Here is a 22,011-nt window from a genome sequence, read left to right as displayed (position 1 = left end):
AACAAAGGAAACGTCATTGCGAACACACCTGTCATTGCGAACGCAGTGAAGCAATCTCATGATGCCAACGATAATAATAAACAGATTGCTTCGTCCCTCGCAATGACACACGCAAGAGTACCCAAACTACGCTTTAAAGAGTTTAATGGTGAATGGGATTTTGATAAAATGAATAATATTACTTCTTATGTTGATTACAGAGGAAGAGGTCCAGAAAAGTCTGATGAAGGAATTTTTTTAGTTACTGCCAAGAATATAAAGAAAGGCTATATTGATTATAAAAATTCAAAAGAATATGTTCCTATAAAAAATTACTCTAAAGTTATGAGTAAAGGTTTACCAAAGGTTGGAGATATTCTATTTACTACAGAAGCACCTCTAGGAAACATTGCTCAAGTTGATAATCCTAATATTGCCTTAGCGCAAAGAGTTATAAAATTAAGAGGTAAAGAATGTATAGAGAATACATATTTACTACATTATATGTTAGCTCCTATTTATCAAAAACTAATAAATAGAAAAGCAATTGGAACAACAGTACAAGGGATTTCTGGCAAAGAATTGCGAAGAACAAAAGTTAGTTTCCCCAAACTCCCAGAACAACAAAAAATAGCCAATTTTTTAACAGCAGTAGACACCAAACTACAGCAACTCACCACCAAAAAAGAAACACTAGAGCAGTATAAAAAAGGCGTAATGCAACAATTGTTTAGCCAACAATTGCGCTTTAAACCAGACGTCATTGCGAACGAGGAACGAGAGAAGCAATCTCACGAAGCAAACTCAAAGCAATCTGCCACTAATGAAAACCAAACACAATTCCCAGATTGGGAATTTCCTCATGCAAATGTATTATTCAAAAGTGTTTCAGATAAAAAGCACAACTCAGATTTGCCAATACTAGCGATTACTCAAGACCAAGGAGCAATTCCTAGAGAGTTGATTGATTACAATATGATAGTTTCTGATAAAAGTGTTGCAAGTTATAAGGTGGTTCAAGTTGGAGATTTTATAATTAGTTTAAGGTCTTTTCAAGGAGGAATAGAATATTCAAATTATCATGGTATTTGCAGTCCTGCTTATAATATTCTTCGACCTACTTCAGAAAAAGTAAACAAAGAGTTCTATAAGCGTTATTTAAAAACTGATAAATACATAAGACAATTACAAAGTAAACTCGAAGGAATTAGAGATGGTAAAATGATAAGTTTCAAATATTTTTCAGAAATAAAATTACCTTTCCCTTGTTTCGAAGAACAACAAAAAATAGCCAATTATTTAAGTGCTATAGATAAAAAAATAGAAGCCGTACAAACGCAAATAAGCAACATGCAAGCGTTTAAAAAAGGGCTGTTGCAGCAAATGTTTGTGTAAAACGTACCGTCATTGCGAGCAAAGCGCGGCAATCTCATAAAGCGTAGAGCTAATATTAAACAGATTGCTTCGAGTTTGCTTCGTGCCTCGCAACAGGCTCTCGCAATGACGTAACAAGAAACAGATTGCTTCACTACTTTCGCAATTGCAGTAAGGAGTGGTAATGACGTAAGAAGTAGAATTAATAATTAACAGATTGCCGCGCTGCGCTCGCAATGACATATGAAACCAGGATACGTGTACATAATAACCAATAAAAACAACACCACATTGTACGTTGGTGTTACATCTAATTTGGTACAACGTATTACACAACATAAAGAAAAGCACAATAAAAAGTCTTTTTCTGCACGTTATAACTTAAACAAGTTGGTGTATTATGAAGTGTTTCAAGAAATAGGAGATGCAATAGCAAGAGAAAAACAATTAAAAGCAGGTAGCAGAGCAAAAAAAATAGTATTAATAGATGGTGTAAACCCAGAGTGGCTAGATTTATTTAAAGAGTTATGAGTAAACAATCCGAAGCACAACTAGAAAACAACCTAATTAAACAATTAGTAGGTTTAGGCTACCAAAATGTAACTATTGCAGATGGAGACGCTTTACTTTCTAATTTAAAAACGCAATTAGAAGCGTTTAATAACACGGTGTTTTCTACCAAAGAGTTTACTACTATTTTAAACCACTTAGCAAAAGGTAACGTGTTTGAAAAAGCAAAAACCTTACGCGATCGTTTCAATATTACCAGAGAAAACGGAGATAGTTTTTATGTACGCTTTTTTAATAGTGAGGATTGGACCAATAATTTGTTTCAAGTAACCAACCAAATAACCCAACAAGGTACGTACAAAAACCGTTACGATGTTACGTTGTTAGTAAACGGTTTGCCTTTAGTACAAATAGAGTTAAAACGGAGAGGTTTAGAGTTAAAAGAGGCTTTTAATCAAGTAAATCGTTATCAACGTCATTCGTTTGATAGTAACTATGGCTTGTTTAAATACGTGCAACTATTTGTTATTAGTAACGATTTAGAAACGCAGTATTTTGTAAACAATAAAGACCAATCTATAAAACAATCGTATTTCTGGAGCGATGTAAATAATAAAAACATAAAAGACCTAACACGTTTTACAAACCTGTTTTTAAACCCAAATCATTTAGGTAAAATGATTGCCCAATATGTGGTGTATAACGAGACCTATAAAGTACTAATGGTGTTACGTCCATATCAGTTTTATGCTGTAGAGGCTTTGGTAAATAAAGCAAAACAACAAACAGATAAAGCAGACACCGTAAAAGCTAACGGTTACATTTGGCACACTACAGGTTCTGGTAAAACTTTAACCTCTTTTAAAGCAAGCCAAATTATTATGGATTTGCCAAATGTAGATAAAGTGGTTTTTGTGGTAGACCGTAAAGATTTAGACTACCAAACCATGAAGGAGTTTAATAGCTTTAAAAAAGATAGCGTAAGTGGTACTACAAACACAAAAAACTTAGTAGCGCAATTAAAAGACGACTCTAAATTGGTAGTAACCACTATTCAAAAGCTAAATAATGCTATTTCAAAAGCTAATTATAATAAGAGTTTTACAGATTTAGAAAACAAACGCGTGGTGTTTATTTTTGATGAGTGCCATCGCAGTCAGTTTGGAGATACTCACAAAAAAATAACCGAATATTTTAAAAATAGTCAGCTTTTTGGGTTTACAGGAACACCAATTTTTGCTAAAAATGCATCTAAAAACGATTTAGGAAAACGTACCACCAAAGATTTATTTGGAGAATGTTTGCATAAATATGTGATTACAGATGCCATACGAGACGATAATGTATTAAAATTTGGAATAGAATATATTGGCAGATACAAACAAAAAAGCAACACGTTTATAGATATTGATGTTGCAGCAATAGATAAGCCAGAGGTATTTGCAGACCCAAAGCGTTTAGAGAAAATTGCAGATTATATTATTGCTTATCACGATACTAAAACGTTTAGTCGCAAATTCTCTGCCATATTTGCTGTAAGCGATATTGATACGTTAATTAAGTATTACGATATTTTTAAACGCAAAAAACTAGCAGGCGATCACGATTTACGTATTGCAACCATATTTACTTATGGAACCAATGAGGATGGAGTTGGTGCAGACGATTCGTTGCCATCTACGGAAAAAGAAAAAAGACGTTACGCTGCTGAGCCTAATGCAGCTTACAAGAAAGAAAACCATACTAGAGAAAAGCTAGACGAGTACATTGAAGATTATAATCAAATGTTTACACAAACCTTCTCTACTAAGGACCAAAAATTGTTTGATGGTTACTTTACAGATTTAACCAGACGCTTAAAGGAACGTGAAAAAACAACTGCTTTAGATAAAGACCGTTTAGATATTGTTATAGTAGTAAACATGATGCTAACAGGTTTTGATGCTAAAAAGGTAAATACACTTTACGTTGATAAAAATTTACAATATCACGGTTTAATACAAGCCTTTTCTAGAACCAACAGAATTATTGGAGATGTAAAATCTCAAGGAAATATTTTATGTTTCAGAAACTTAAAAGGAGCAACAGACGATGCCATTACGTTGTTTTCTAACAAAGAAGCTATAGAAGATGTTATTTTACCAGATTATGATGTTGTTGCTAGTAAATTAGATGACGCTATAAAGCATTTATTTAAAGTAACACCAACTTTTGAAGCTATTGAGTTGTTAAAAGATGAAAATGAAGAATTAGCTTTTGTTCAGGCTTTTAGGCGTGTGTTAAGAGCTGTAAATGTATTAAAATCTTATACAGATTTTAATTGGGATGATTTATCTATAGATGAAGACACTTTTAATGAATATGTTGATAGATATTGGAGTTTAAACGATAAAGTAAAAAAAGCAAGTAAAGTTGATAAAACTTCAATTCTTAATGATATAGATTTTGAATTAGAACTCATTCATCGTGATGAGATAAACGTGGCTTACATTTTACAATTATTAGTAAAACTAAAAGATGCCAAATCTAATGATGCAAAAGCACAGAAAAAAGCAATTATTGATATGCTTTCTGGAGATGTACAATTACGCAGTAAACGAGAGTTAATAGAAAAATTTATAGAAGAAAACTTACCACATATTAGTGATGTAGATAACATACAAGACGAATTTGAACGTTATTGGCACGATGAAAAAGTAGTAGCTTTGTCTAAAATATGTGAGGATGAAAAGCTAGACAAAGCACAGTTTAAAGCATTAATAGAGAGTTATACTTATAACGGTAGAGAACCATTACGAGATGATATTTTTAAATGTTTAGATAATAGACCAAGTATATTACAGGCACGTTCTATAGGAGAGCGTATTTTAGACAAAATGAAAGAATTTGTACAAGTTTTTATTAATGGCATGACAGGGTAAAAATTATAGAGAAAAATAATTCCTTACTTACTATGCCCACTCTCTAAGCTGTAAAAAGTGGCCTGTACATAATCTGTGGCAGTACCGCTATTGTTTTGGTTGTACACGCCAGCTTTAAAATACATATACTGTCCGCCAACATCGTAACCACTGTTGGTCATATCTACAAATTGTTCAATAGCATCTTTGCCGTCTCTGTTAATGGTAACCCACATATTATTGCCTGTAACTTTTACACTGTAGCTAAATTTTTCATCTAAAGCAATACCATCTTCTGGGTTGGCTGCACTTTTAGATCTACTACCAATAAGGTCATAAAACGTTTCATTGGCAGCATTTTCTTCATGTGCTATATAAATACCCCCTAAAGTGTTATTAGGTAGTTTGCGGTAGTAAATACGCAGTGGCTCATCATCATTAGCGTGTATTTGGCCAATAATAACTCTTCCTACTTGGTCATCATCACCAGTTGTGGTAACGTGATTTACGGCTAATGTTGCGTGTAATTCGCCATCATAACCGCCAGCATTGGTTATATCTTGTTGTGGTGCGCTACCAAAAACCCAATTGTTTTTAGTAACACCTTGTGTGTCTATATTAGTATTGCCAGCGCGTAGCATTTCTCGCAATTCTGTTCTGGTATACTTGGTGTTTTCAGAAGTTTTAAAGCCATCAATAGGACATTTAAATACCATACCACCATCTGCTGCGGTATAAAAGTAATTGTCATTAGTAAACCCATTGTTAAGTTCGTTTTCCTTAACGGTATCGGCTTTGTTATTGTTATCTTCATCTATAGGAATACTAATATTCCAGGTAGCTAAATTAAAATTTGTAGAAGGCGGCAAATTGGCGTTTAAACCATTGCTATTTTCATTGTTGTTAGTGTTGTTACCTTGGTTAACATCTTGTTCTTCAGCCTGTGTGTCTTCTGTAGGGTCTATTTTCTCCGAGGACGAACCATCACCAGAACTACAAGAAGTAACAAAAAATAAAGAACTAAAAATAACGCATAGGCGTGTTGCTATACACCTAAAAATTAGGTGTTTTGTAAAAGAATTGTTTCCGTGCATAAACAATATAATAATATAATAATATGTTAAAGTTGTAATATACTATAAAAAAGTAATTTGACTATGCAATAGTTATAGAACTAGCCAAATGGCTGTTTAAAATAGCAAAAGTTTAATATTTTTGCGGTATGAATGATAATTTTGTAAATGAATACTTTGGTATAGGCATACAAAACGGAAAAACACCAGAAAATTTAGGTGTTTTATGGCGTACAGCGCAAAACTTAGGGGCTAGTTTTATTTTTACCATTAATTTAAAACCTGTATTTCCTTTAAATAAAACCATAAGGTATTAAGTGTTTTTAACTATTTTAATTTAAAAATAAGTATTTTTCATTAGTTGTAAGCGTTTTTCACTTATATTTGATAATAAATGTTTTTCACTAAAACCTATGAAAAATAAGCAATATTCACTTAAAATAAAGGCTTTTCACGGAATAGAAGCACCAGAAGAAGGTACTTTAGTAGGTTATGGCGCTATTATACAAGCGTATGCTTTGCAGGTGCCTATGCCTAACCAATTAGCGCTTATTAGTTTTAAAAACAGAAAATACAGCACAGCATCTTGGAAAGTGTTTACAGCCAGACATCAACCAGAAGACACGCTTCATAAACAATTAGTATTTGCTTTAAAATACGAAGGCGTTAATTTATTGGTGTTAAAAAAACTGTTTCACGCTGTTCCTAAACAAGACATAGAAAGCATTATTAAATCTGAATACTTAGGGCAATATACACGTAGGCTATGGTTTTTATACGAATGGCTATTAGAAGCCACATTACATCTTCCAGATTTAAATAGTGGCAACTATGTAAACGTGTTAGATACTAAATTGCAATACGCTATAAAAGGGACACGCTCTGCAAGGCATCGTGTAATTAACAACCTTCCTGGAACCGTAGATTTTTGTCCGTTAATTTTTAAAACCCAAAAATTAGAAACACATATTAACGCCAATCTATCTGATAAAAAAAACACATTTTTAAATAGTATCCATAAAGATGTATTACAACGTGCATCTTCCTTTTTACTTTTAAAAGACTCAAAAGCATCGTTTACTATAGAGAATGAAAATCCAGGAACCAATAGAGCTATGCGTTGGGGAAAAGCCATTGGGCAAGCTGGTAACAAACCATTAAGTGTAGCAGAATTAGAGCGTTTACAGCAAATAGTAATTGAAAATGCCAGATTTATAAAATTAGGGTTAAGAGATGAAGGCGGTTTTGTTGGAGAACATGATAGAATTTCTGGAGAGCCACTACCAGAACATATATCAGCAAAACACCAAGATATAGCATTGTTATTAAAAGGATTGGTTAGCGCTAATGTGTTAATGCAAGATGCAACTTATGATGCAGTATTAGCAGCTGCATCTATAGCATTTGGATTTGTGTTTATACATCCTTTTGAAGATGGTAATGGTCGTTTGCACAGATATTTAATACATCATATACTCGCTAAAAAAGAATTTACAAAACAAGGAGTTATTTTTCCAGTATCAGCATCAATTTTAGACCATATTGATGATTATAGAAAAGTACTAGAAAGTTACTCACATCCATTATTAGATATTATTAAATGGAAAGTTACAAAAGATAATAATGTAGAAGTTTTAAACCATACCATAGACTTGTATCGTTATTTTGATGCCACTAATCAAGCCGAATTTTTATACGATTGTGTAGATGATACGTTAAAGCGTGTTATTCCGGAAGAAGTAAATTATCTGCAAAGTTATGATGCTTTTAAAAGATATCTAGATAACGAATTTGAAATGCCAGATAAAATGGTGGCTTTGTTGGTTAGGTTTTTAGAACAAAATAATGGCGTATTATCTAAACGTGCTTTAGAAAAAGAATTTTCTGCATTAAAAAAAGAAGAAGTTAAAGCTATAGAGGCACAGTATAAAGTTATTTTTGCGATATGAATGATAATTTTGTGAATGAATACTTTGGTATAGGCATACAAAACGGTAAAACGCCAGAGAATTTGGGTGTTTTATGGCGTACAGCACAAAACTTAGGAGCTAGTTTTATTTTTACTATTGGCAACAGATATGCTAAACAAGCTTGTGATACACACAATGCTGTAAAATCTATACCATATTACCACTACAATACATTTAATGATTTTAAAAATAACATTCCTGTAGGCACCAGAATAGTAGGAGTGGAGCTAGATGATACTGCGGTAGATTTAGAAACCTTTGAGCATCCTAGACGCTGTGTGTATTTACTAGGAGCAGAAGATCACGGTTTAAGCAAAGAAGCCATAGAGGAGTCGCACTTTTTAGTAAAATTTAAGTCTACCTTAAGTTTAAATGTAGCAGTAGCAGGCAGTATTGTTTTATATGATAGGCAACTTAATAAACCAAGAAGTTAATTTGTGATTTTTTTTAAGGTCTAAATTTTTAAGAAACAAAGAGTTATAGTTTATAGTAATAAAAAATACAGAAAAAAGCATAAAATAGTTTTATAGAATAAAAAAAGGTTCTTATATTTGCACCCGCATTAAGGGAATACCTTATGAGACACTTGGAGAAATGGCAGAGTGGTCGAATGCGGCAGTCTTGAAAACTGTTGAGGGTCACACCTCCGGGGGTTCGAATCCCTCTTTCTCCGCAAAAGAAACCCGTAACGAAAGTTACGGGTTTTTGTTTTTTACAACTACGCTGAAAATTTATTTTCATAAGTAGTTTAAAAAACAAAAATCTACAAACGTAGTTTGTTAAGGTTTTATGCTTGCTCGGGATACTTACCTGGGATGCACGCAGTGAATCCTTGTTAATTAAGATTTTAAGATTTAGGCATTTGCAAAATGCCGTAAGAGGTATAGAGTGTTTTTTTTTATTATTTACTAAGCTCAATTAGTTCCCATTCGCCATTGCTCTCTTTTGTGAGGTAAACATCTACATTAACATCTTTATCATTGCCAATTACTTTTATTCCTAGTATAGCCTCACCATAACCGTTAGTCATATTAATGCTTCCTGTTGGCATCATACCATAGTCTTTTATACCTCCGGTTTCAGATTGTATTTCTTCATTTTTTTCAATTTCAATAATAGCAACCTTATAAGCGTCAGAGTTTTTCATTACAGAGCCAACAAAGAAAAATATAAATATAAAAAAGGTAAATCCTGTTGCTACTAATGCTATTATTCTTGGTAGTTTTACTGGTTTGTTAGGGTTTTTAACTACAATTGCTTTTGCTGTTTTATCTCCTAATCTTTTTTTATTTTGATTGGTAGCAAGAACTATAAATTCTACAGGCCATATAATTAAAAATAAGTTTCTAGTTAATAACCTTCCAAAAGAAGGAACCTCAGAGGGGTCATTTTCATCACGAACCATAATTCCCATAATCCATTTACCAGGACTAATACCTTTTTTAGTATCTTTTGAAAAGTAAATTAATAAGCCAATAACCATAGATGGTAGCATTTTAGACAAAATGTTACTAAAATTGGTTTCGTTTATAAAATCCGACCCAAGTGATAAAAAAACAATACTTACAATTAAAAATATGAATAAACAGTGATCAATAGCAAATGCAACTATTCTTCTTTTTCTACTAGATAAATTATACGTGTTTTCTAAATTTTGATTCATCGGTTGGTGGTTATTATTTATGATTGGGTTTGCAAGTAAATTAGGATGCTTCTAACACAGTCATTAATCTGTGATTGAGATATAGTTTTTCTTTACCAACTTTTTCGGAAATTAGAAACCCAGTTTTTTCTAATTCCATTAAATAATTACCAACTGTTTTTGGTGTACCTAATTTGGCATCAATTAAAAACTGTCGTTTCGTATAAGGTAATCTAAATAGTATTTCAACCAATTCTTTAGTATATACTTTAGGTAAAGTCTCTCTAATTTCATCGGTCATTTGTTCCATTAAATCGGTAACATCTTTTAAACGTTGCAATCCTTTGTTTGCAGTATATTCTACCATTTCAAGCATATAGAGTATCCAGCCTTCCCAATCATTATTTTCGGTTACTTCACGTAATTTAGTATAGTAATCAGCCTTATTTTTAATGATATATTCACTTAAATAGATAGCTGGAGTATCTAATAATTTTTCAAGTTTTAAATAAAGTAATAACAAAATACGTCCTGTTCTACCATTACCATCACTAAAAGGATGTATCGCTTCAAATTGATAGTGCATTAATGCCATTTTAATTAATGGGTCTACAGCATCTTCACCATTTATAAAGGTTTCAAGGTTAGCCATCTTTTCTCTTATCACAGCTTCACCTGTTGGTGGTGTGTAAATAGTTTCGCCATTTGCATTTTTTAAAGCAGTCCCTGGTGTTGTTCTAATACCTGCGGTATTCTTTTTGATGCTTTGTACAATTTGCACACATAAATTAGTAGATATAAATGGACGTTTATCTATCTCTTGTAAACCATTCCAAAGAGCTTCTTTGTAACTAATAACTTCTTTAGTAGCTGGATTATCAAATTTTTTATCTGCTACTAAAGATTTATACAAATCATCATTAGTAGTTATTATGTTTTCTATTTCAGAACTTGCTTTGGCCTCTTGTAAATGAATAGTATCTAAAAACAATGTTGGGTTTGGTAAATTGGTAAGCATACCATTAAGTTGTGCTAATGCTCTACTGGCATCAATGGTCTTGCGTAACACTTTAGTGGTTTCTAAAGTTGTTTTAGGTGGTAATAGCGGTAGACTGTTATAAGGTATATTTTTTTTAAATTTCGCCATTTTAAACAAGGGTAAATATTACTTGCGTTGTCTTAACGAGGGTAAATATACCAAAAAATTACCTTTGTTTAAATAATAAAGGTAATTATAACTCTCATTAAATAGATGAGAATAAAATAAAAAAGCAAATATAAGTAGCCACATAATGCCAACGCTAAATGCTATAAAGATTAAGCCCTAAAGGGTTTTAAATAAAACTTTTTTCATAATAGTTCTTTTATTTCATTAAACATAATTAACACAAAAAAAATTATTCAAAAACGTTCTGTACTCAATCACATTTTGTGCAGTATCATAATCAACTTTTAAGAAAACAGAAGTAAAATTAATATGAGTTGTACCATTTGAATAAGTAACATTGTTTTATTTACTACCTACTTATGAAAACAAAAAAAGAGATAATGACAATTACCTCTTTTTTAGAATTATAAATTATGTTTTGTGATTTTATGTATGGCATTGCTCACACTTACCTTGTAAAAGTACTTGTGAAACATCTACAATTCTGTTAGGAATTTTAGGTATTACAACATCTGCAGGAAGGCAATCTACCTTGCCACAGTTAGAACATTGAAAATGCGGGTGCGCATCTGTATGATTGCTAGATGAACAGCCGTTGCATTTTGCATACCATTTATGGCCGTTTTTACCTAAAAAAGAATGCAAGTATCCATCGTCTTCAAGCTTGTCTAAAACACGATAAATAGTGGTTTTGTTCATTTTAGAGCTAAAACGTTCTATTAAAGCAGTTACAGAAATTGCCTCTGAACTTTTATCAAATTCATTATGTAAAATTTTAACCGATTTTGTTTGTCTTATCACTCCCATATTACAAAAATAATGCAACACGAATGCAAAAAAAAGAAAACCGCTTATATTTAACTAAATTAACAGCTTATAGTATACTAATTTGCTGTATGTATTAATCTACTATTTTTATGTCTATAGATGTTCTAGACTGCCATCCTGTTTTGTCTGTTACAGAGTAAGCACAATGGTAATCACCAGTATCAATATCATTAGGAATTGTTAAACTTACGTTTATTTCATAATTGGTAGCACCTTCTGGAACCGTAAAGTTTTCCATATAAATAAAAGGGTTTGCAGCTTGTTTAACAGGGAATAAATCACACTCGCCTTCTTGGTCATCATGGGTGTGATGATCAAAATTATGGTGTAAATCTAAACTATAAGAAGCCAATGCTTTGTTATCTGTAACCTGTGCTCTAAAACTATAGGTTTCTCCTTTTACTAACTGCACACACGGTTGCGGAAAACCTTGAGTGTAATTAATACTAATTGTTGGTTTTTCTTCATCTTTATCATTGCTGTCATCACTAGAGCAAGAAGAAATAATAGCTAATAATGGTAAAAAGAAGAAATATTTTAATTTAATTTTCATTTCTAAGTATTTTATTACCGCATAGTGCAGTATACACTATGCGGTGTTTTTTGTTATTCTGTAATATCTATATGTGTTTCATATTCTTTGGTAATACCTTCTTCATCTTCAATTATAAAAGTAATGTGGTATTCGCCAGCTGGTGCAGTTGCAGGCACATCAATATGTTCATGAAATTCAACTTCAGTTTTTTCATGGTATTTTTCTAAATATTCTTTTTCAAAATCCCATTCTTCTTCTCCATCCTTTAGCGTAAGTCCGTGTGCGTGCACGTCTACAGATACTGAATGTATGCCGTTAACAGCATTAATCATAAACTCTGTATGAAAATCGTTTCCTCTAGCAACGCTTGCATCAATAGACATTTCACCTAAAGTAATAGGGTCTTTAACATCTATATGGCCTTCAATTTCTGTGCTGTTTCCTTCTTCATCTGTAACTACCAGTTCTATATGGTATTCACCTGCAGGTATGTTTGTAGGTACATCTACATGTTCATGAAAAGTTGGGTTTATTGCTAGGTATTTTTCATCTGTATATACTTTTTCAAAATCCCAGTCAACTTCATCTTCACCTATTTCTAAGTCATGCGCATGTATACTAAGCGAAATGCTTTTAACAATTGCTTCTGCATCTATTTTTGCTTCTAAATGAATGTCAGATCCTTTATACACATACTGTTCTGTAGAATGGTCATTGCCTTCACCATATTCAAAATCAGTAATAATTGGCGCGTTTAAAGAGTTACTGTCATCATCACTACTACATGATTGTAAAAAGAGTCCTAGAAAAGCAACAATTGCTAAAAATTTAAAGTTAGACATTTTAATGTTTGTTCTCATTGTTTTTAATTTTAATAGTTATTATTTATATATTTAAAAGGGTATTGTTACCGACACCGAAATGTTTCTACCAGCTTCAGGAACGTCTATTAGCCTATAAAAACTAGTGTGGTTGTAATATGTAGTATTTAGTACATTGTTTAGTTTTAGTCTAAAATCTATTGGAGCACTATTTTTAAAGATGTTTAATTTTGAAGTAAAGGATATGTGTAACACATTGTAACCGTCTGTTGTTTGTTCTGGTGGTACAATATCTTCTTGTGCTTCGGTAATTCTATAGTCCGCGTTAATTGCAGGTGATTTAAAAATTGAAAAATTTTTAATTTTATAGCTCGCAGAAAAGAGTCCAGATAATGGAGGAGAAAACGGGAGTGTAAAATCCTTTTTTAATCCGCTTGTTTGTCTAGAGTACACATATTCTGCAGACGCAGCCAGCTCTAGGTTTTTAATAACAGTAGTACTAGCACTAAGTTCGCCACCAACTCTAAAAACTTTACTTTGTGTGTATTCATAAATTTGTAAGGTCTCAAAATAATTAGAGGTAGGATTTAGGTATATATAGTTCTCAAATAAATTAAGAAAGGGGCTAACGCTTAAACTAAACTGTTTTTTAGTGTGATTTATTTCTAGATCTAGTTGATAAGCAACCTCTGGTTTTAGGTCTAAATTTCCTTTCTCAAACCTATACATATGGTAATTTACTCCGTCTGAAGCCAACTCGTTAGCAAGTGGCATTCTAAAACTTTTACCTAAATTTACTTTGTATGTTGTGTTGTTTTTAGTGTGACTAACACCAAATGAGGCACTTATATTTTTAAAATCTAGTGTTTTGTTTTTAGCTCTTTGCAAGTATATTTGAGAAGTGGTATCGTCATCATTTTTTACAGTAGACCTAAACCAATCGTTGTAAGCACTAGTCTTTAGCAAACCATAATCATACCTAGCACCAGCTAAAATGTGCCAGTTTTCATTTATTTTATATTGATTGTATCCAAAAGCACCAGCAGTAAAACGGCTATATTCAGGAATTAAAAATCCCCAACCACCAATAGTATTTTTTTGATGCTCTACATTTACACCCACAACAACATTATGCTTGTTGTTAATGTTAAATGCATCTCTAGCATTTAAAGAGTAGGTATTTTTAGTAAAAACGCGTTCTTTAGTATTTGGTGGCTTGGGCATATACCCATGTGGTATAGGCTCTGAGTGTTCTTCTCTTTTATTATTTTGAAAACCAAAATCAAAATGAAATATGTGATTACCGGTGTTTACAGTAGTATTATTGCTAATTTTAAAATGATTTACATTATGGTACGGAAGATCTATATCTCTGTTATAGGCATCATAATCTATTTGAGACGTTCTAACTTCTAAGCCATGTGCATTTGCAAAAAATCCGTTTTTAGCATTTACATTACTAAATAGTGTTTCCGTTTTTATGTTATTGTTTACGTAACCAATACTAACACTAGCATTAGCTTCTCTGCCGGCAGTGTTTCTTAAATTATTATTGTGAAGCTCAAAAACGTAATTTTCATAGTTAATTTTAGTTGTAGGTACTTTATAATCTGCATAATCTCTATAAGTTAATCTAGTACGGTAAAACCATTTTTCTTTTCTAGACGTTAAGCCAACAGAAATTCCTAACAAATCGTTATTACTTTCTCCAAGAATATTTACTTCGCCATTAAAAGAATTTTGTAACCGCACTTTATTTGGTTGAATATGAACCACACCAGCAATAGCATCTGACCCAAAAAGTAATGAAGCCGGACCTTTTATAATTTGTATATTTTCAATTCCTTGTTGGTCTATCTCTAGTCCGTGATCATTGCCCCATTGTTGTGCTTCATGTTTTATTCCGTTTTGTACAACCGCAACTCTATTAAAACCAAGACCTCTTATAACAGGTTTGCTTTGCCCAGAGCCAATATTAATGGTGCTTATGCCAGGTATTTTGCTTAATGTTTGCATTAAGCTGTTTTCTCTGTTATTGTTAAGAAACTTTTTAGTAACCGTTTTAGTAACCATAGGTGTTTCTTTGTCTTTATTATGGTAAGTACCAACAACTTTAACTTCGTTTAAAACAGTAGAAGTTTCTTTTAAGTAAATTTTAATGCGTTCGGGTGTATTTTTAGGGGTAACAATAAACTCATTTGTGGTGTAACCCACGTGAGATACTGTAAAAGAACTAGTTTGTTTTTTATTATCTTCTATGGTAAATTCACCTTTAGAAGAAGAAACTGCAAATAGGTGATCTCCAATAATATTAGCACCCTCTATAGGTTGTAAAGTGTTGGCATCTAGTACAATTCCTTTAATTTCATAAGAATTTTGTGCGTAGGCAGTAGAGTATGCGCAAAAAAATAAGCATATACTCAGCATTTTATAAAGCATAATTAGCTGTTATATAATTTTAATAATGTGAAGTGTATAAATGTTTTAGGCAATAACGGTATACACTTGTTTTGTAGTTGTTTGGTATTAAGACAAATAATGTAGAATCAATTCTGTATATAATTTGATTTATATTATACCCAAATGTTAAACAATTAAGGTTTATGCCAAGATAAAAAGAGGAGGAGGCCGGGAGAATAGTTGTGTGTTACTTTCTGTTTTAAAATACGTATTGTTATAGCTTATTTGTATCTTTTTTACAGTATTGTAAGTTGTAATACAGGTTTTAATATATGCTTCTTGTGTAGGTACAACCGGTATAGTGTTGTGGGTATTTATATAATCACAAATAGTACATTCATGATGGTCACCATCTACAGTATGCTCATTAATATGAGATAAAGAATGTAGTCCTGCAATTTTTATAACAATAAAAAATGCAAGCAATATATGGGTAATACTATTTTTAAACTGATATATTTTCATTAATAGCCGTTACAGTTGTTAGGTTACTGCAACTTAGTTCTGTTAATTAATGTGCAAATATATTATTATTTTATGTTAATGCAACAAAAGTGCAATAATATATCTGTAAATAATTAATGATATATGAGTAGGTAGCAAAGTGCCAAATTACAAGCATTATTTTTTATAAATGATTACATTTTAATTTGTAAAGATGAAATACAAACACTAATTCATTAAAAAATATTTAAAAAGAGCATAAAACCGTATTTTTGCACGCTATGGATCAATGGTATCATTACCTGTTATTAATAGCAGTAGGCTTTATAGTAGGTTTTATAAATACAGTAGCAGGCGGTGGTTCACTGCTGTCATTAGCGCTTTTAATCTTTTTTGGTATTCCGCCAACTGTGGCCAATGGTACCAACAGAGTGGCTATAGCAATACAATCTATGTTAGGTGTAGCAGGATTTAAAAGTAAAGGTGTTAGCACATTTCCGTTTAATATTTATTTGGGAATTTCTGCTTTATTAGGCTCTTTAGTAGGGGCAAATATAGCTGTAGAAGTAAGTGGAGCAACGTTTAATAAAATACTAGCTGTGGTAATGATAGCTGTATTGTTAATTATAATATTTAAACCAAAATTAAAAGCAGAAGACATACAAGAACGTATAACTGGTAAATATTTATGGATTGGGATAATAGCTTTTTTCTTTTTTGGTGTTTATGGTGGTTTTATAAACGCTGGTTTAGGCTTTATCATTATTTTATTTTTACACTATGCCAACCATATGTCCTTAGTTCGGGCAAATGCAACAAAAGTGGCTGTTGTATTAATTTATACGTTAGCAGCTTTAACCGTTTTTATTTATCATGATAAAATTATTTGGGAAATAGGTCTGGTTTTAGCAATTGGTAACGGCTCTGGTGCTTGGGTTGCTAGTAGAGTTTCTGTAGCTAGAGGAGATGGATTTATAAAAAAGTTTTTAATGCTAATGATTATTGTTATGGCTGTTAAGCTTTGGTTTTTTTAATGCAATAGATGAAAAATGGAGATTATAAAAAAGTTAGAATGGCGCTATGCTGTTAAAAAGTTTAATGAAAATATTATACTACCAGATGCTAAAATAGAAGCAATTAAAGAGGCTTTTAATTTAACAGCAACATCTTACGGTTTACAGCCTATTAAAATGGTAGTAATTAAAAATAAAGTATTACAGCAACAGCTTGCCGCTAGTTCATACAATCAGCAACAAGTTGTACAGGCCTCTCATGTGCTTGTATTGTGTAGAGAAAATACTATAGATGCAGACTACATAGCAAATTATTTTAACCGTGTACAACAGGTTAGGGGTACTAGTAATGATATTTTAGACCCGTTTAAGCAACAATTAACTAGTAGTTTTAGTAAAAAAACAGATGAAGAAGTTGCGCAATGGGCAACCAACCAGGCATATCTTATTTTAGGTAATTTATTAACCGTTTGTGCAGCTACAGAAATAGATGCTTGCCCAATGGAAGGTTTTATTCCTGCCGAGTATGATAAACTTTTAGGATTACAAAAATTAAACTTAGCATCTGTATTAACTATGCCAATAGGTATAAGAGCAGATGACGATGTGTTTGCAACCTTTAAAAAAGTACGTAAAGAGACCGTAGATTGTGTAATAGAAATTGCCTAAAATTACTAACTTTACAAATCAATTAAAGCTATTGTTTTAATAGCATTAGTAAAAATAAAAAACAAGAAAAATATACAATATGCCAGGATTTGAATTTTTTGGAGATAAGGAAAGAGCAGAAGTACAAAAGGTACTAGACTCAGGTGTTTTAATGCGTTATGGTTTTGACGGTATGCGTGGTGATCAGTGGAAGGCATTAGAACTAGAAGAAGCCTTAACAAAAAGAATGGAAGTAGGTTACGCACAATTAGTTAGTAGTGGTACAGCAGCTTTAACTGTTGCGTTGGCTAGTGCAGGTATAGGTGCTGGTGATGAAGTTATTATGCCAACCTTTACATTTGTTGCTAGTTTTGAGTCTATTTTAGCTTTAGGTGCTGTTCCTATTTTGGTTGATGTAGATGATACGTTAACACTAGATCCAGAAGCAGTTGAAGAAGCAATTACACCAAAAACAAAGGTAGTTATGCCTGTGCATATGTGTGGGTCTATGGCAAACTTAAAGGCTTTAAAAGCTATTTGTGATAAACATAACTTATTACTTTTAGAAGATGCTTGCCAAGCAATTGGTGGTACGTATGAAGGTAAACCTTTAGGTAGTTATGGAGATTTAGGTTGTTTTTCTTTTGATTACGTTAAAACCATAACTTGCGGAGAAGGTGGTGCCGTAATTACTAACAATGAAAAATATTATAAAAACGCAGATCATTATTCAGATCATGGTCATGACCATATTGGAAAAGATAGGGGAGCGGAAGATCATCCGTTTTTAGGATACAACTACAGAATATCAGAATTACACGCTGCTGTTGGTGTAGCTCAGGTGCAAAGATTAGATGAGTTTATTGCAATACAGAAAAAAACGTATACTATTTTACGCAATGCATTGTCTACAATACCAGAAGTAACTTTTAGAGCAGTACCAGAAGGTGGTGAAGAAAATTATTCATTTTTATCTATATTTTTACCAACTGAAGAACTGACAAGAAAAGCACACAAAGCTTTAGGTGAACATAGTGTTGATGCTTGTTTATACTGGTACGCTAATAATTGGCATTATTACAAAAAATGGTCTCACTTAACTAATTTAACTTCGTTAGGTAAATTACCAAATGAGGTTAAGGAGCAATTGCCAGACTATAGCAAGTCAGACTTTTCTAAATCTGACCATTGGATAAGTAGAACAATTTCTTGTTTGGTTAAATTAGGATGGACCGAAGAAGAGGTGGAGCAAAGAGCTGCTAATATGGTTAAAGCTATAAAATCTGTATTATAATTTATTACAGATTATTAGAAATAGAAAAATCCCTTAAAACTGAGTTTTAAGGGATTTTTTATTTGTAGTGGTTTAGCTAATTAGTAGGTAACGTAATCTATAATTTCTAGTCCGTAACCAACAATACCTACACGTCTACTTTGCGTTGTATTTGTAAGTAGTTTTACTTTGCTAATATTTAAATCGTGTAAAATTTGTGCACCTACACCAAAATCTCTACTGTCCATTTCTACTTTAGGAGCTTTAACTAAGCCATTTCCTTGTAGCTTTTTTAGTTGAGATAGTCTATTTAGTAAGTTTAAAGATTGAGATTCTTGATTTATAAAAACCATAGCTCCCTTACCTTCTTTATTAATTGCAGCAAACATATCCTCTAACTTTTGGTCAGGATTATTAGTTAGCGTACCTAAAATATCATTATTTACTAAGGTAGAATTTATACGCGTAAGTATTTGTTCATCCTTATTCCAGCTGCCTTTGGTAAGCGCTATATGTATTTGGTCATTAGTTGTTTGTTGGTAAGCGTGTAGTCTAAATTCACCAAAACGAGTTTCAATTGTAAATTGTTCTTTCTTTTCAATAAGGCTATCGTGTTCCATTCTATAGGCAACAAGAGCTTCAATAGAAACAACCTTTAAATTAAATTTTTTAGCAACATCTATCAATTGTGGTAAACGAGCCATAGAGCCGTCTTCGTTCATTATTTCTACAATAACACCAGCTGGTTTAAACCCTGCTAAACGTGCAAAATCAATTGCAGCTTCTGTGTGCCCTGTTCTACGTAAAACTCCACCTTCTTTAGCAATTAAAGGAAAAATATGTCCTGGTCTAGCTAAATCTTGAGCTTTAGTTTCGTTATCTGTAAAAGCCTTAACCGTTGCAGCTCTGTCTCCAGCAGAAATACCTGTAGTAACACCTTTTCCTTTTAAATCTACAGAAACTGTAAAAGCAGTTTCCATAGGGTCAGTATTATTAGTAACCATTGCGTGTAAACCTAATTCTTTACAACGACCTTCTGTTAAAGGAGCACAAATTAAACCACGACCATGAGTGGCCATAAAGTTTATCATCTCTGGTGTTACAGCTTCTGCAGCAGCTACAAAATCACCTTCATTTTCTCGGTCTTCATCATCAACAACAATAATAACTTTTCCTTTACGGATGTCTTCTATTGCTTCTTCAATTGTATTTAACTGTATTTTATTTTCCATTAGTTTTAGTCTTGGAATTTTTAGTAAACTGTTTTTTTATTAGGTAAATGATATCGCCAAAAGTAATTAAGCCTTTATCATTTGTTGCTCTTATAGTTAAAAATACACCTAGTGGTAGCATAACTAGTGTAGGTATCCAAGCAGCTAGTGCCGGCGGTATTTTACCAACTTTAGCAGAGTTGCCCACAAATACTCCTAAAAAGTAATAGGCTAAGAAAAGTACAATGGCAATTACCATTGGTAACCCCATACCGCCTTTTCTAATAATTGCACCCAAAGGCGCACCAACAAAAAATAAAATAATACAAGAAAAAGCCAAAGCATATTTACTATGTAGGGCTAAAATATGTATGTTGTAACGCTGGTATTTTATGTCTAGCTCTTTTTTTCTGGCGCTTACAGAACTTAAAACATTGGTTGTAGCACTATGCGCAGAGCTATATAGTTGTAATTGCATTGGTTCTTCATACAAGCTGGCTATATCTCCTGTATATAGTAAACTGTCTTTTTTAATTTTTTTTGTGGTTGTTTTCTCGTCTTCTTTTTGTGAAGCTTCATCTAACATTGGTTTAGGTTTTTTATAACCGTAGTCAGATTTAAATGCGCCAGCTCTAATAGAAATATTCTTAGAAAATGCTTTTATTGTTTTTATATTATCATTTCTTATCGAATCTATATCAACTATAAGTCTAGATACTTTTTTCATTTTTTCAGTATCTACCTTACGGTCTTCTTCTAAGTCCTGATCGCCCATATCTGTTAGCTGAATGTTAATGATATACTCATTAAATTTAGCCTTTGCAAATGGTACTTTTAGTTTTGTTTTACTGTTTTTAGACTGTACATCTTCATAATAATTACCATCTTTAAGTATAAGTTGTACAATATCAGAGTCTTCACTACTAACTAATTCTCCTTTTTTAGCTTTAATAACAACGTTACTAATAATGTTATTAGATTTTTTATGGATGATTATATTTTCTAAAAAACGGTCATTTTCACCAGATTTTTTATCAACCTTAATATTCATACCTTCAAAATCACTAAAAATGCCTTCAGCAATAATAGCGGCAGGTTTTACATTACCAATATTACGCTTTAGATTATATATTTTATGCGCAGCAGCAGGTGCAACATTGTTTGCGAAAAAGAAAGCAACAACGCCTAAGAATAAAACAAAAACAATAATGGTACGCATTGCTCGTTGTAAAGAAATACCAGAAGCTTTCATAGCAGCAAATTCATAATTTTCTGCTAGTGTGCCAAAGGTTAAAATAGAAGAAAGTACCACCGTTAACGGCAATACTTTGTCTATTAAACTAGGCATAAAGTAAAATATAAACTTACCTATAATTTCTAAGTCTAATCCTTTACCAGCTAAGTCTCCTATATACAACCAGATCGTTTGAAATATGAAGATTAACATCAATATTGCAAACGAACTGAAAAAGTTAAAAAGAAACTTTGTTAGAATGTAACGATCTAATAATTTCAATGGCTTAATTTCTTATGATATAGTACCCGTTATCTTCGTACTTTTTTAGGTCAAAAGTAAATAAGCTTTTTGATAAAGTTTGATTTGTTTTAAAAGAATTAACAGTAATTGTGGTTTTTGTACCATTATCACCAGTTTCTATAAGGTTGTAAATATGTTTTGTTTCTACATCTATACCTAATAATCTAGATTTAATTTCGGAATTAGAATCTATTGGAATTAATTTTATGTACTGTATTTTTCTTCCGTTAATAGTCTGCAACTTATCCCAAGCATAATTGTGGCCTGTTTTATAAAAAGTTAACATTTTAGAAGGTGTAATTGCGTTATCATCGTTAGATTTATCTTCAATAGTAACTTCTTCGTTATCTGGTACAACTGTATATACTTTTTTACCATCAAACAACTGCATAGAGCCTAAATAGTTAAATAAGTATTTTTCACCTTGCAAAGTAACGTCACCTCTTGTTTCTCTGTTTATATTAGCTTCACTATTATGAAGCGAGTGTTTAAAGTCTACAAAAATGTTATCATAACTGGTAACTTTATTATAAACTTGGTCTAATAAAGCTTTTGCCTTAGCGGAATTTTGAGCAAATGATACATTTGCAATTAATATGAATACTAAAACTCCTAATTTTCTCAT

At 32.1% G+C, this 22,011-nt stretch carries 19 protein-coding genes, 1 tRNA gene and 1 pseudogene; 10 read left to right on the top strand and 11 right to left on the bottom strand.

Features of this window, described 5'->3' with window-relative positions; all coding sequences use genetic code 11:
* Positions 1-45 precede the first annotated feature (45 nt).
* From BFJ87_RS03345 to BFJ87_RS03335, 3 genes are all read left to right on the top strand, one after another.
* The gene (locus BFJ87_RS03345; protein ID WP_171974460.1) at positions 46-1,374 is read left to right on the top strand and encodes a restriction endonuclease subunit S; all 1,329 of its coding nucleotides are present in this window, start codon (positions 46-48) and stop codon (positions 1,372-1,374) included.
* Between the two features lie 222 nt (positions 1,375-1,596).
* Positions 1,597-1,884: a GIY-YIG nuclease family protein gene (locus BFJ87_RS03340; protein WP_077399894.1), complete on the top strand. Its 288-nt coding sequence runs from the start codon at positions 1,597-1,599 to the stop codon at positions 1,882-1,884.
* Positions 1,881-4,784, top strand: coding sequence for a type I restriction endonuclease subunit R (locus BFJ87_RS03335; protein ID WP_077399891.1), 2,904 nt, complete (start codon positions 1,881-1,883; stop codon positions 4,782-4,784). The genes BFJ87_RS03340 and BFJ87_RS03335 overlap by 4 nt, the downstream gene beginning before the upstream one ends.
* 23 nt (positions 4,785-4,807) lie before the next feature.
* On the opposite strand, the gene BFJ87_RS03330 is transcribed toward BFJ87_RS03335, so the two are convergent.
* On the bottom strand, positions 4,808-5,857 hold the full coding sequence (locus BFJ87_RS03330) for a polysaccharide lyase family 7 protein (RefSeq protein ID WP_077399888.1): 1,050 nt from the start codon (positions 5,855-5,857) through the stop codon (positions 4,808-4,810).
* Between the two features lie 128 nt (positions 5,858-5,985).
* On the opposite strand from BFJ87_RS03330, the pseudogene BFJ87_RS03325 reads away from it, so the two are divergent.
* From BFJ87_RS03325 to BFJ87_RS03310, 4 genes and pseudogenes are all read left to right on the top strand, one after another.
* A pseudogene (locus tag BFJ87_RS03325) lies at positions 5,986-6,108 on the top strand (RNA methyltransferase); the annotation flags it as partial.
* 141 nt (positions 6,109-6,249) lie between these two features.
* On the top strand, positions 6,250-7,785 hold the full coding sequence (locus BFJ87_RS03320) for a Fic family protein (RefSeq protein WP_077399885.1): 1,536 nt from the start codon (positions 6,250-6,252) through the stop codon (positions 7,783-7,785).
* On the top strand, positions 7,782-8,240 hold the full coding sequence (locus tag BFJ87_RS03315) for an RNA methyltransferase (protein WP_077399882.1): 459 nt from the start codon (positions 7,782-7,784) through the stop codon (positions 8,238-8,240). Before BFJ87_RS03320 ends, BFJ87_RS03315 begins: the two co-directional genes overlap by 4 nt.
* Before the next feature lie 154 nt (positions 8,241-8,394).
* A tRNA-Ser gene (locus BFJ87_RS03310) sits at positions 8,395-8,479 on the top strand.
* Between the two features lie 228 nt (positions 8,480-8,707).
* Here BFJ87_RS03310 and BFJ87_RS03305 read toward each other — a convergent pair.
* The 7 genes from BFJ87_RS03305 to BFJ87_RS03275 form a co-directional block, all read right to left on the bottom strand.
* The gene (locus BFJ87_RS03305) at positions 8,708-9,469 is read right to left on the bottom strand and encodes an RDD family protein (RefSeq protein WP_077399879.1); all 762 of its coding nucleotides are present in this window, start codon (positions 9,467-9,469) and stop codon (positions 8,708-8,710) included.
* A gap of 40 nt (positions 9,470-9,509) precedes the next feature.
* Positions 9,510-10,595 carry a Fic family protein gene (locus BFJ87_RS03300; protein ID WP_077399876.1) on the bottom strand — a complete coding sequence of 362 codons (1,086 nt, stop codon included), beginning with the start codon at positions 10,593-10,595 and terminating at the stop codon, positions 9,510-9,512.
* A gap of 447 nt (positions 10,596-11,042) precedes the next feature.
* Positions 11,043-11,423, bottom strand: a complete 381-nt coding sequence (locus BFJ87_RS03295) for a Fur family transcriptional regulator (protein ID WP_077399873.1) — start codon at positions 11,421-11,423, stop codon at positions 11,043-11,045.
* A 94-nt stretch (positions 11,424-11,517) separates the two neighbouring features.
* Positions 11,518-11,997 (bottom strand): DUF4625 domain-containing protein, encoded by a 480-nt coding sequence (locus BFJ87_RS03290; RefSeq protein ID WP_075695661.1) that lies wholly within the window; start codon positions 11,995-11,997, stop codon positions 11,518-11,520.
* A gap of 53 nt (positions 11,998-12,050) precedes the next feature.
* Positions 12,051-12,839, bottom strand: coding sequence for a DUF4625 domain-containing protein (locus BFJ87_RS03285; RefSeq protein WP_077399870.1), 789 nt, complete (start codon positions 12,837-12,839; stop codon positions 12,051-12,053).
* Between the two features lie 33 nt (positions 12,840-12,872).
* Entirely contained in the window at positions 12,873-15,227 is a 2,355-nt protein-coding gene (locus BFJ87_RS03280) for a TonB-dependent receptor (protein WP_077400107.1), read from the bottom strand.
* Positions 15,228-15,401: 174 nt separating this feature from the next.
* The gene (locus tag BFJ87_RS03275) at positions 15,402-15,725 is read right to left on the bottom strand and encodes a hypothetical protein (RefSeq protein ID WP_077399867.1); all 324 of its coding nucleotides are present in this window, start codon (positions 15,723-15,725) and stop codon (positions 15,402-15,404) included.
* A gap of 260 nt (positions 15,726-15,985) precedes the next feature.
* On the opposite strand from BFJ87_RS03275, the gene BFJ87_RS03270 reads away from it, so the two are divergent.
* The 3 genes from BFJ87_RS03270 (at position 15,986) to BFJ87_RS03260 (ending at position 18,659) form a co-directional block, all read left to right on the top strand.
* Positions 15,986-16,738 carry a sulfite exporter TauE/SafE family protein gene (locus BFJ87_RS03270; protein WP_077399864.1) on the top strand — a complete coding sequence of 251 codons (753 nt, stop codon included), beginning with the start codon at positions 15,986-15,988 and terminating at the stop codon, positions 16,736-16,738.
* A gap of 15 nt (positions 16,739-16,753) precedes the next feature.
* Positions 16,754-17,386 carry a nitroreductase family protein gene (locus tag BFJ87_RS03265; RefSeq protein WP_077399862.1) on the top strand — a complete coding sequence of 211 codons (633 nt, stop codon included), beginning with the start codon at positions 16,754-16,756 and terminating at the stop codon, positions 17,384-17,386.
* Positions 17,387-17,465: 79 nt separating this feature from the next.
* Positions 17,466-18,659: a DegT/DnrJ/EryC1/StrS family aminotransferase gene (locus BFJ87_RS03260; RefSeq protein WP_077399859.1), complete on the top strand. Its 1,194-nt coding sequence runs from the start codon at positions 17,466-17,468 to the stop codon at positions 18,657-18,659.
* An 80-nt stretch (positions 18,660-18,739) separates the two neighbouring features.
* Here BFJ87_RS03260 and ribB read toward each other — a convergent pair whose 3' ends face one another.
* Genes ribB through lolA1 form a run of 3 tightly spaced genes read right to left on the bottom strand, consistent with a single transcriptional unit; the run spans position 18,740 to position 22,011 of the window.
* Positions 18,740-19,870, bottom strand: a complete 1,131-nt coding sequence (gene ribB / locus BFJ87_RS03255) for a 3,4-dihydroxy-2-butanone-4-phosphate synthase (RefSeq protein WP_077399857.1) — start codon at positions 19,868-19,870, stop codon at positions 18,740-18,742.
* Positions 19,860-21,365 carry an LptF/LptG family permease gene (locus BFJ87_RS03250; protein WP_338064777.1) on the bottom strand — a complete coding sequence of 502 codons (1,506 nt, stop codon included), beginning with the start codon at positions 21,363-21,365 and terminating at the stop codon, positions 19,860-19,862. Before BFJ87_RS03250 ends, ribB begins: the two co-directional genes overlap by 11 nt.
* A gap of 4 nt (positions 21,366-21,369) precedes the next feature.
* Entirely contained in the window at positions 21,370-22,011 is a 642-nt protein-coding gene (gene lolA1, locus BFJ87_RS03245; RefSeq protein ID WP_077399854.1) for an outer membrane lipoprotein periplasmic chaperone LolA1, read from the bottom strand.

The organism is Cellulophaga omnivescoria (assembly GCF_001999725.1).
GTDB classification, from domain to species: Bacteria; Bacteroidota; Bacteroidia; order Flavobacteriales; family Flavobacteriaceae; genus Cellulophaga; species Cellulophaga omnivescoria.
The sequence above is the reverse complement of the archived record's forward strand: the minus strand, read 5'-3'. Positions and strand labels throughout refer to the sequence as shown.

Coding starts and splice junctions, on each gene's coding strand:
- BFJ87_RS03340 (WP_077399894.1), top strand. CDS start 1,597: ATGAAACCAGGATACGTGTACATAATAACCAATAAAAACAACACCACA.
- BFJ87_RS03335 (WP_077399891.1), top strand. CDS start 1,881: ATGAGTAAACAATCCGAAGCACAACTAGAAAACAACCTAATTAAACAA.
- BFJ87_RS03330 (WP_077399888.1), bottom strand. CDS start 5,857: ATGCACGGAAACAATTCTTTTACAAAACACCTAATTTTTAGGTGTATA.
- BFJ87_RS03320 (WP_077399885.1), top strand. CDS start 6,250: ATGAAAAATAAGCAATATTCACTTAAAATAAAGGCTTTTCACGGAATA.
- BFJ87_RS03315 (WP_077399882.1), top strand. CDS start 7,782: ATGAATGATAATTTTGTGAATGAATACTTTGGTATAGGCATACAAAAC.
- BFJ87_RS03305 (WP_077399879.1), bottom strand. CDS start 9,469: ATGAATCAAAATTTAGAAAACACGTATAATTTATCTAGTAGAAAAAGA.
- BFJ87_RS03300 (WP_077399876.1), bottom strand. CDS start 10,595: ATGGCGAAATTTAAAAAAAATATACCTTATAACAGTCTACCGCTATTA.
- BFJ87_RS03295 (WP_077399873.1), bottom strand. CDS start 11,423: ATGGGAGTGATAAGACAAACAAAATCGGTTAAAATTTTACATAATGAA.
- BFJ87_RS03290 (WP_075695661.1), bottom strand. CDS start 11,997: ATGAAAATTAAATTAAAATATTTCTTCTTTTTACCATTATTAGCTATT.
- BFJ87_RS03285 (WP_077399870.1), bottom strand. CDS start 12,839: ATGAGAACAAACATTAAAATGTCTAACTTTAAATTTTTAGCAATTGTT.
- BFJ87_RS03280 (WP_077400107.1), bottom strand. CDS start 15,227: ATGCTGAGTATATGCTTATTTTTTTGCGCATACTCTACTGCCTACGCA.
- BFJ87_RS03275 (WP_077399867.1), bottom strand. CDS start 15,725: ATGAAAATATATCAGTTTAAAAATAGTATTACCCATATATTGCTTGCA.
- BFJ87_RS03270 (WP_077399864.1), top strand. CDS start 15,986: ATGGATCAATGGTATCATTACCTGTTATTAATAGCAGTAGGCTTTATA.
- BFJ87_RS03265 (WP_077399862.1), top strand. CDS start 16,754: ATGGAGATTATAAAAAAGTTAGAATGGCGCTATGCTGTTAAAAAGTTT.
- BFJ87_RS03260 (WP_077399859.1), top strand. CDS start 17,466: ATGCCAGGATTTGAATTTTTTGGAGATAAGGAAAGAGCAGAAGTACAA.
- ribB (WP_077399857.1), bottom strand. CDS start 19,870: ATGGAAAATAAAATACAGTTAAATACAATTGAAGAAGCAATAGAAGAC.
- lolA1 (WP_077399854.1), bottom strand. CDS start 22,011: ATGAGAAAATTAGGAGTTTTAGTATTCATATTAATTGCAAATGTATCA.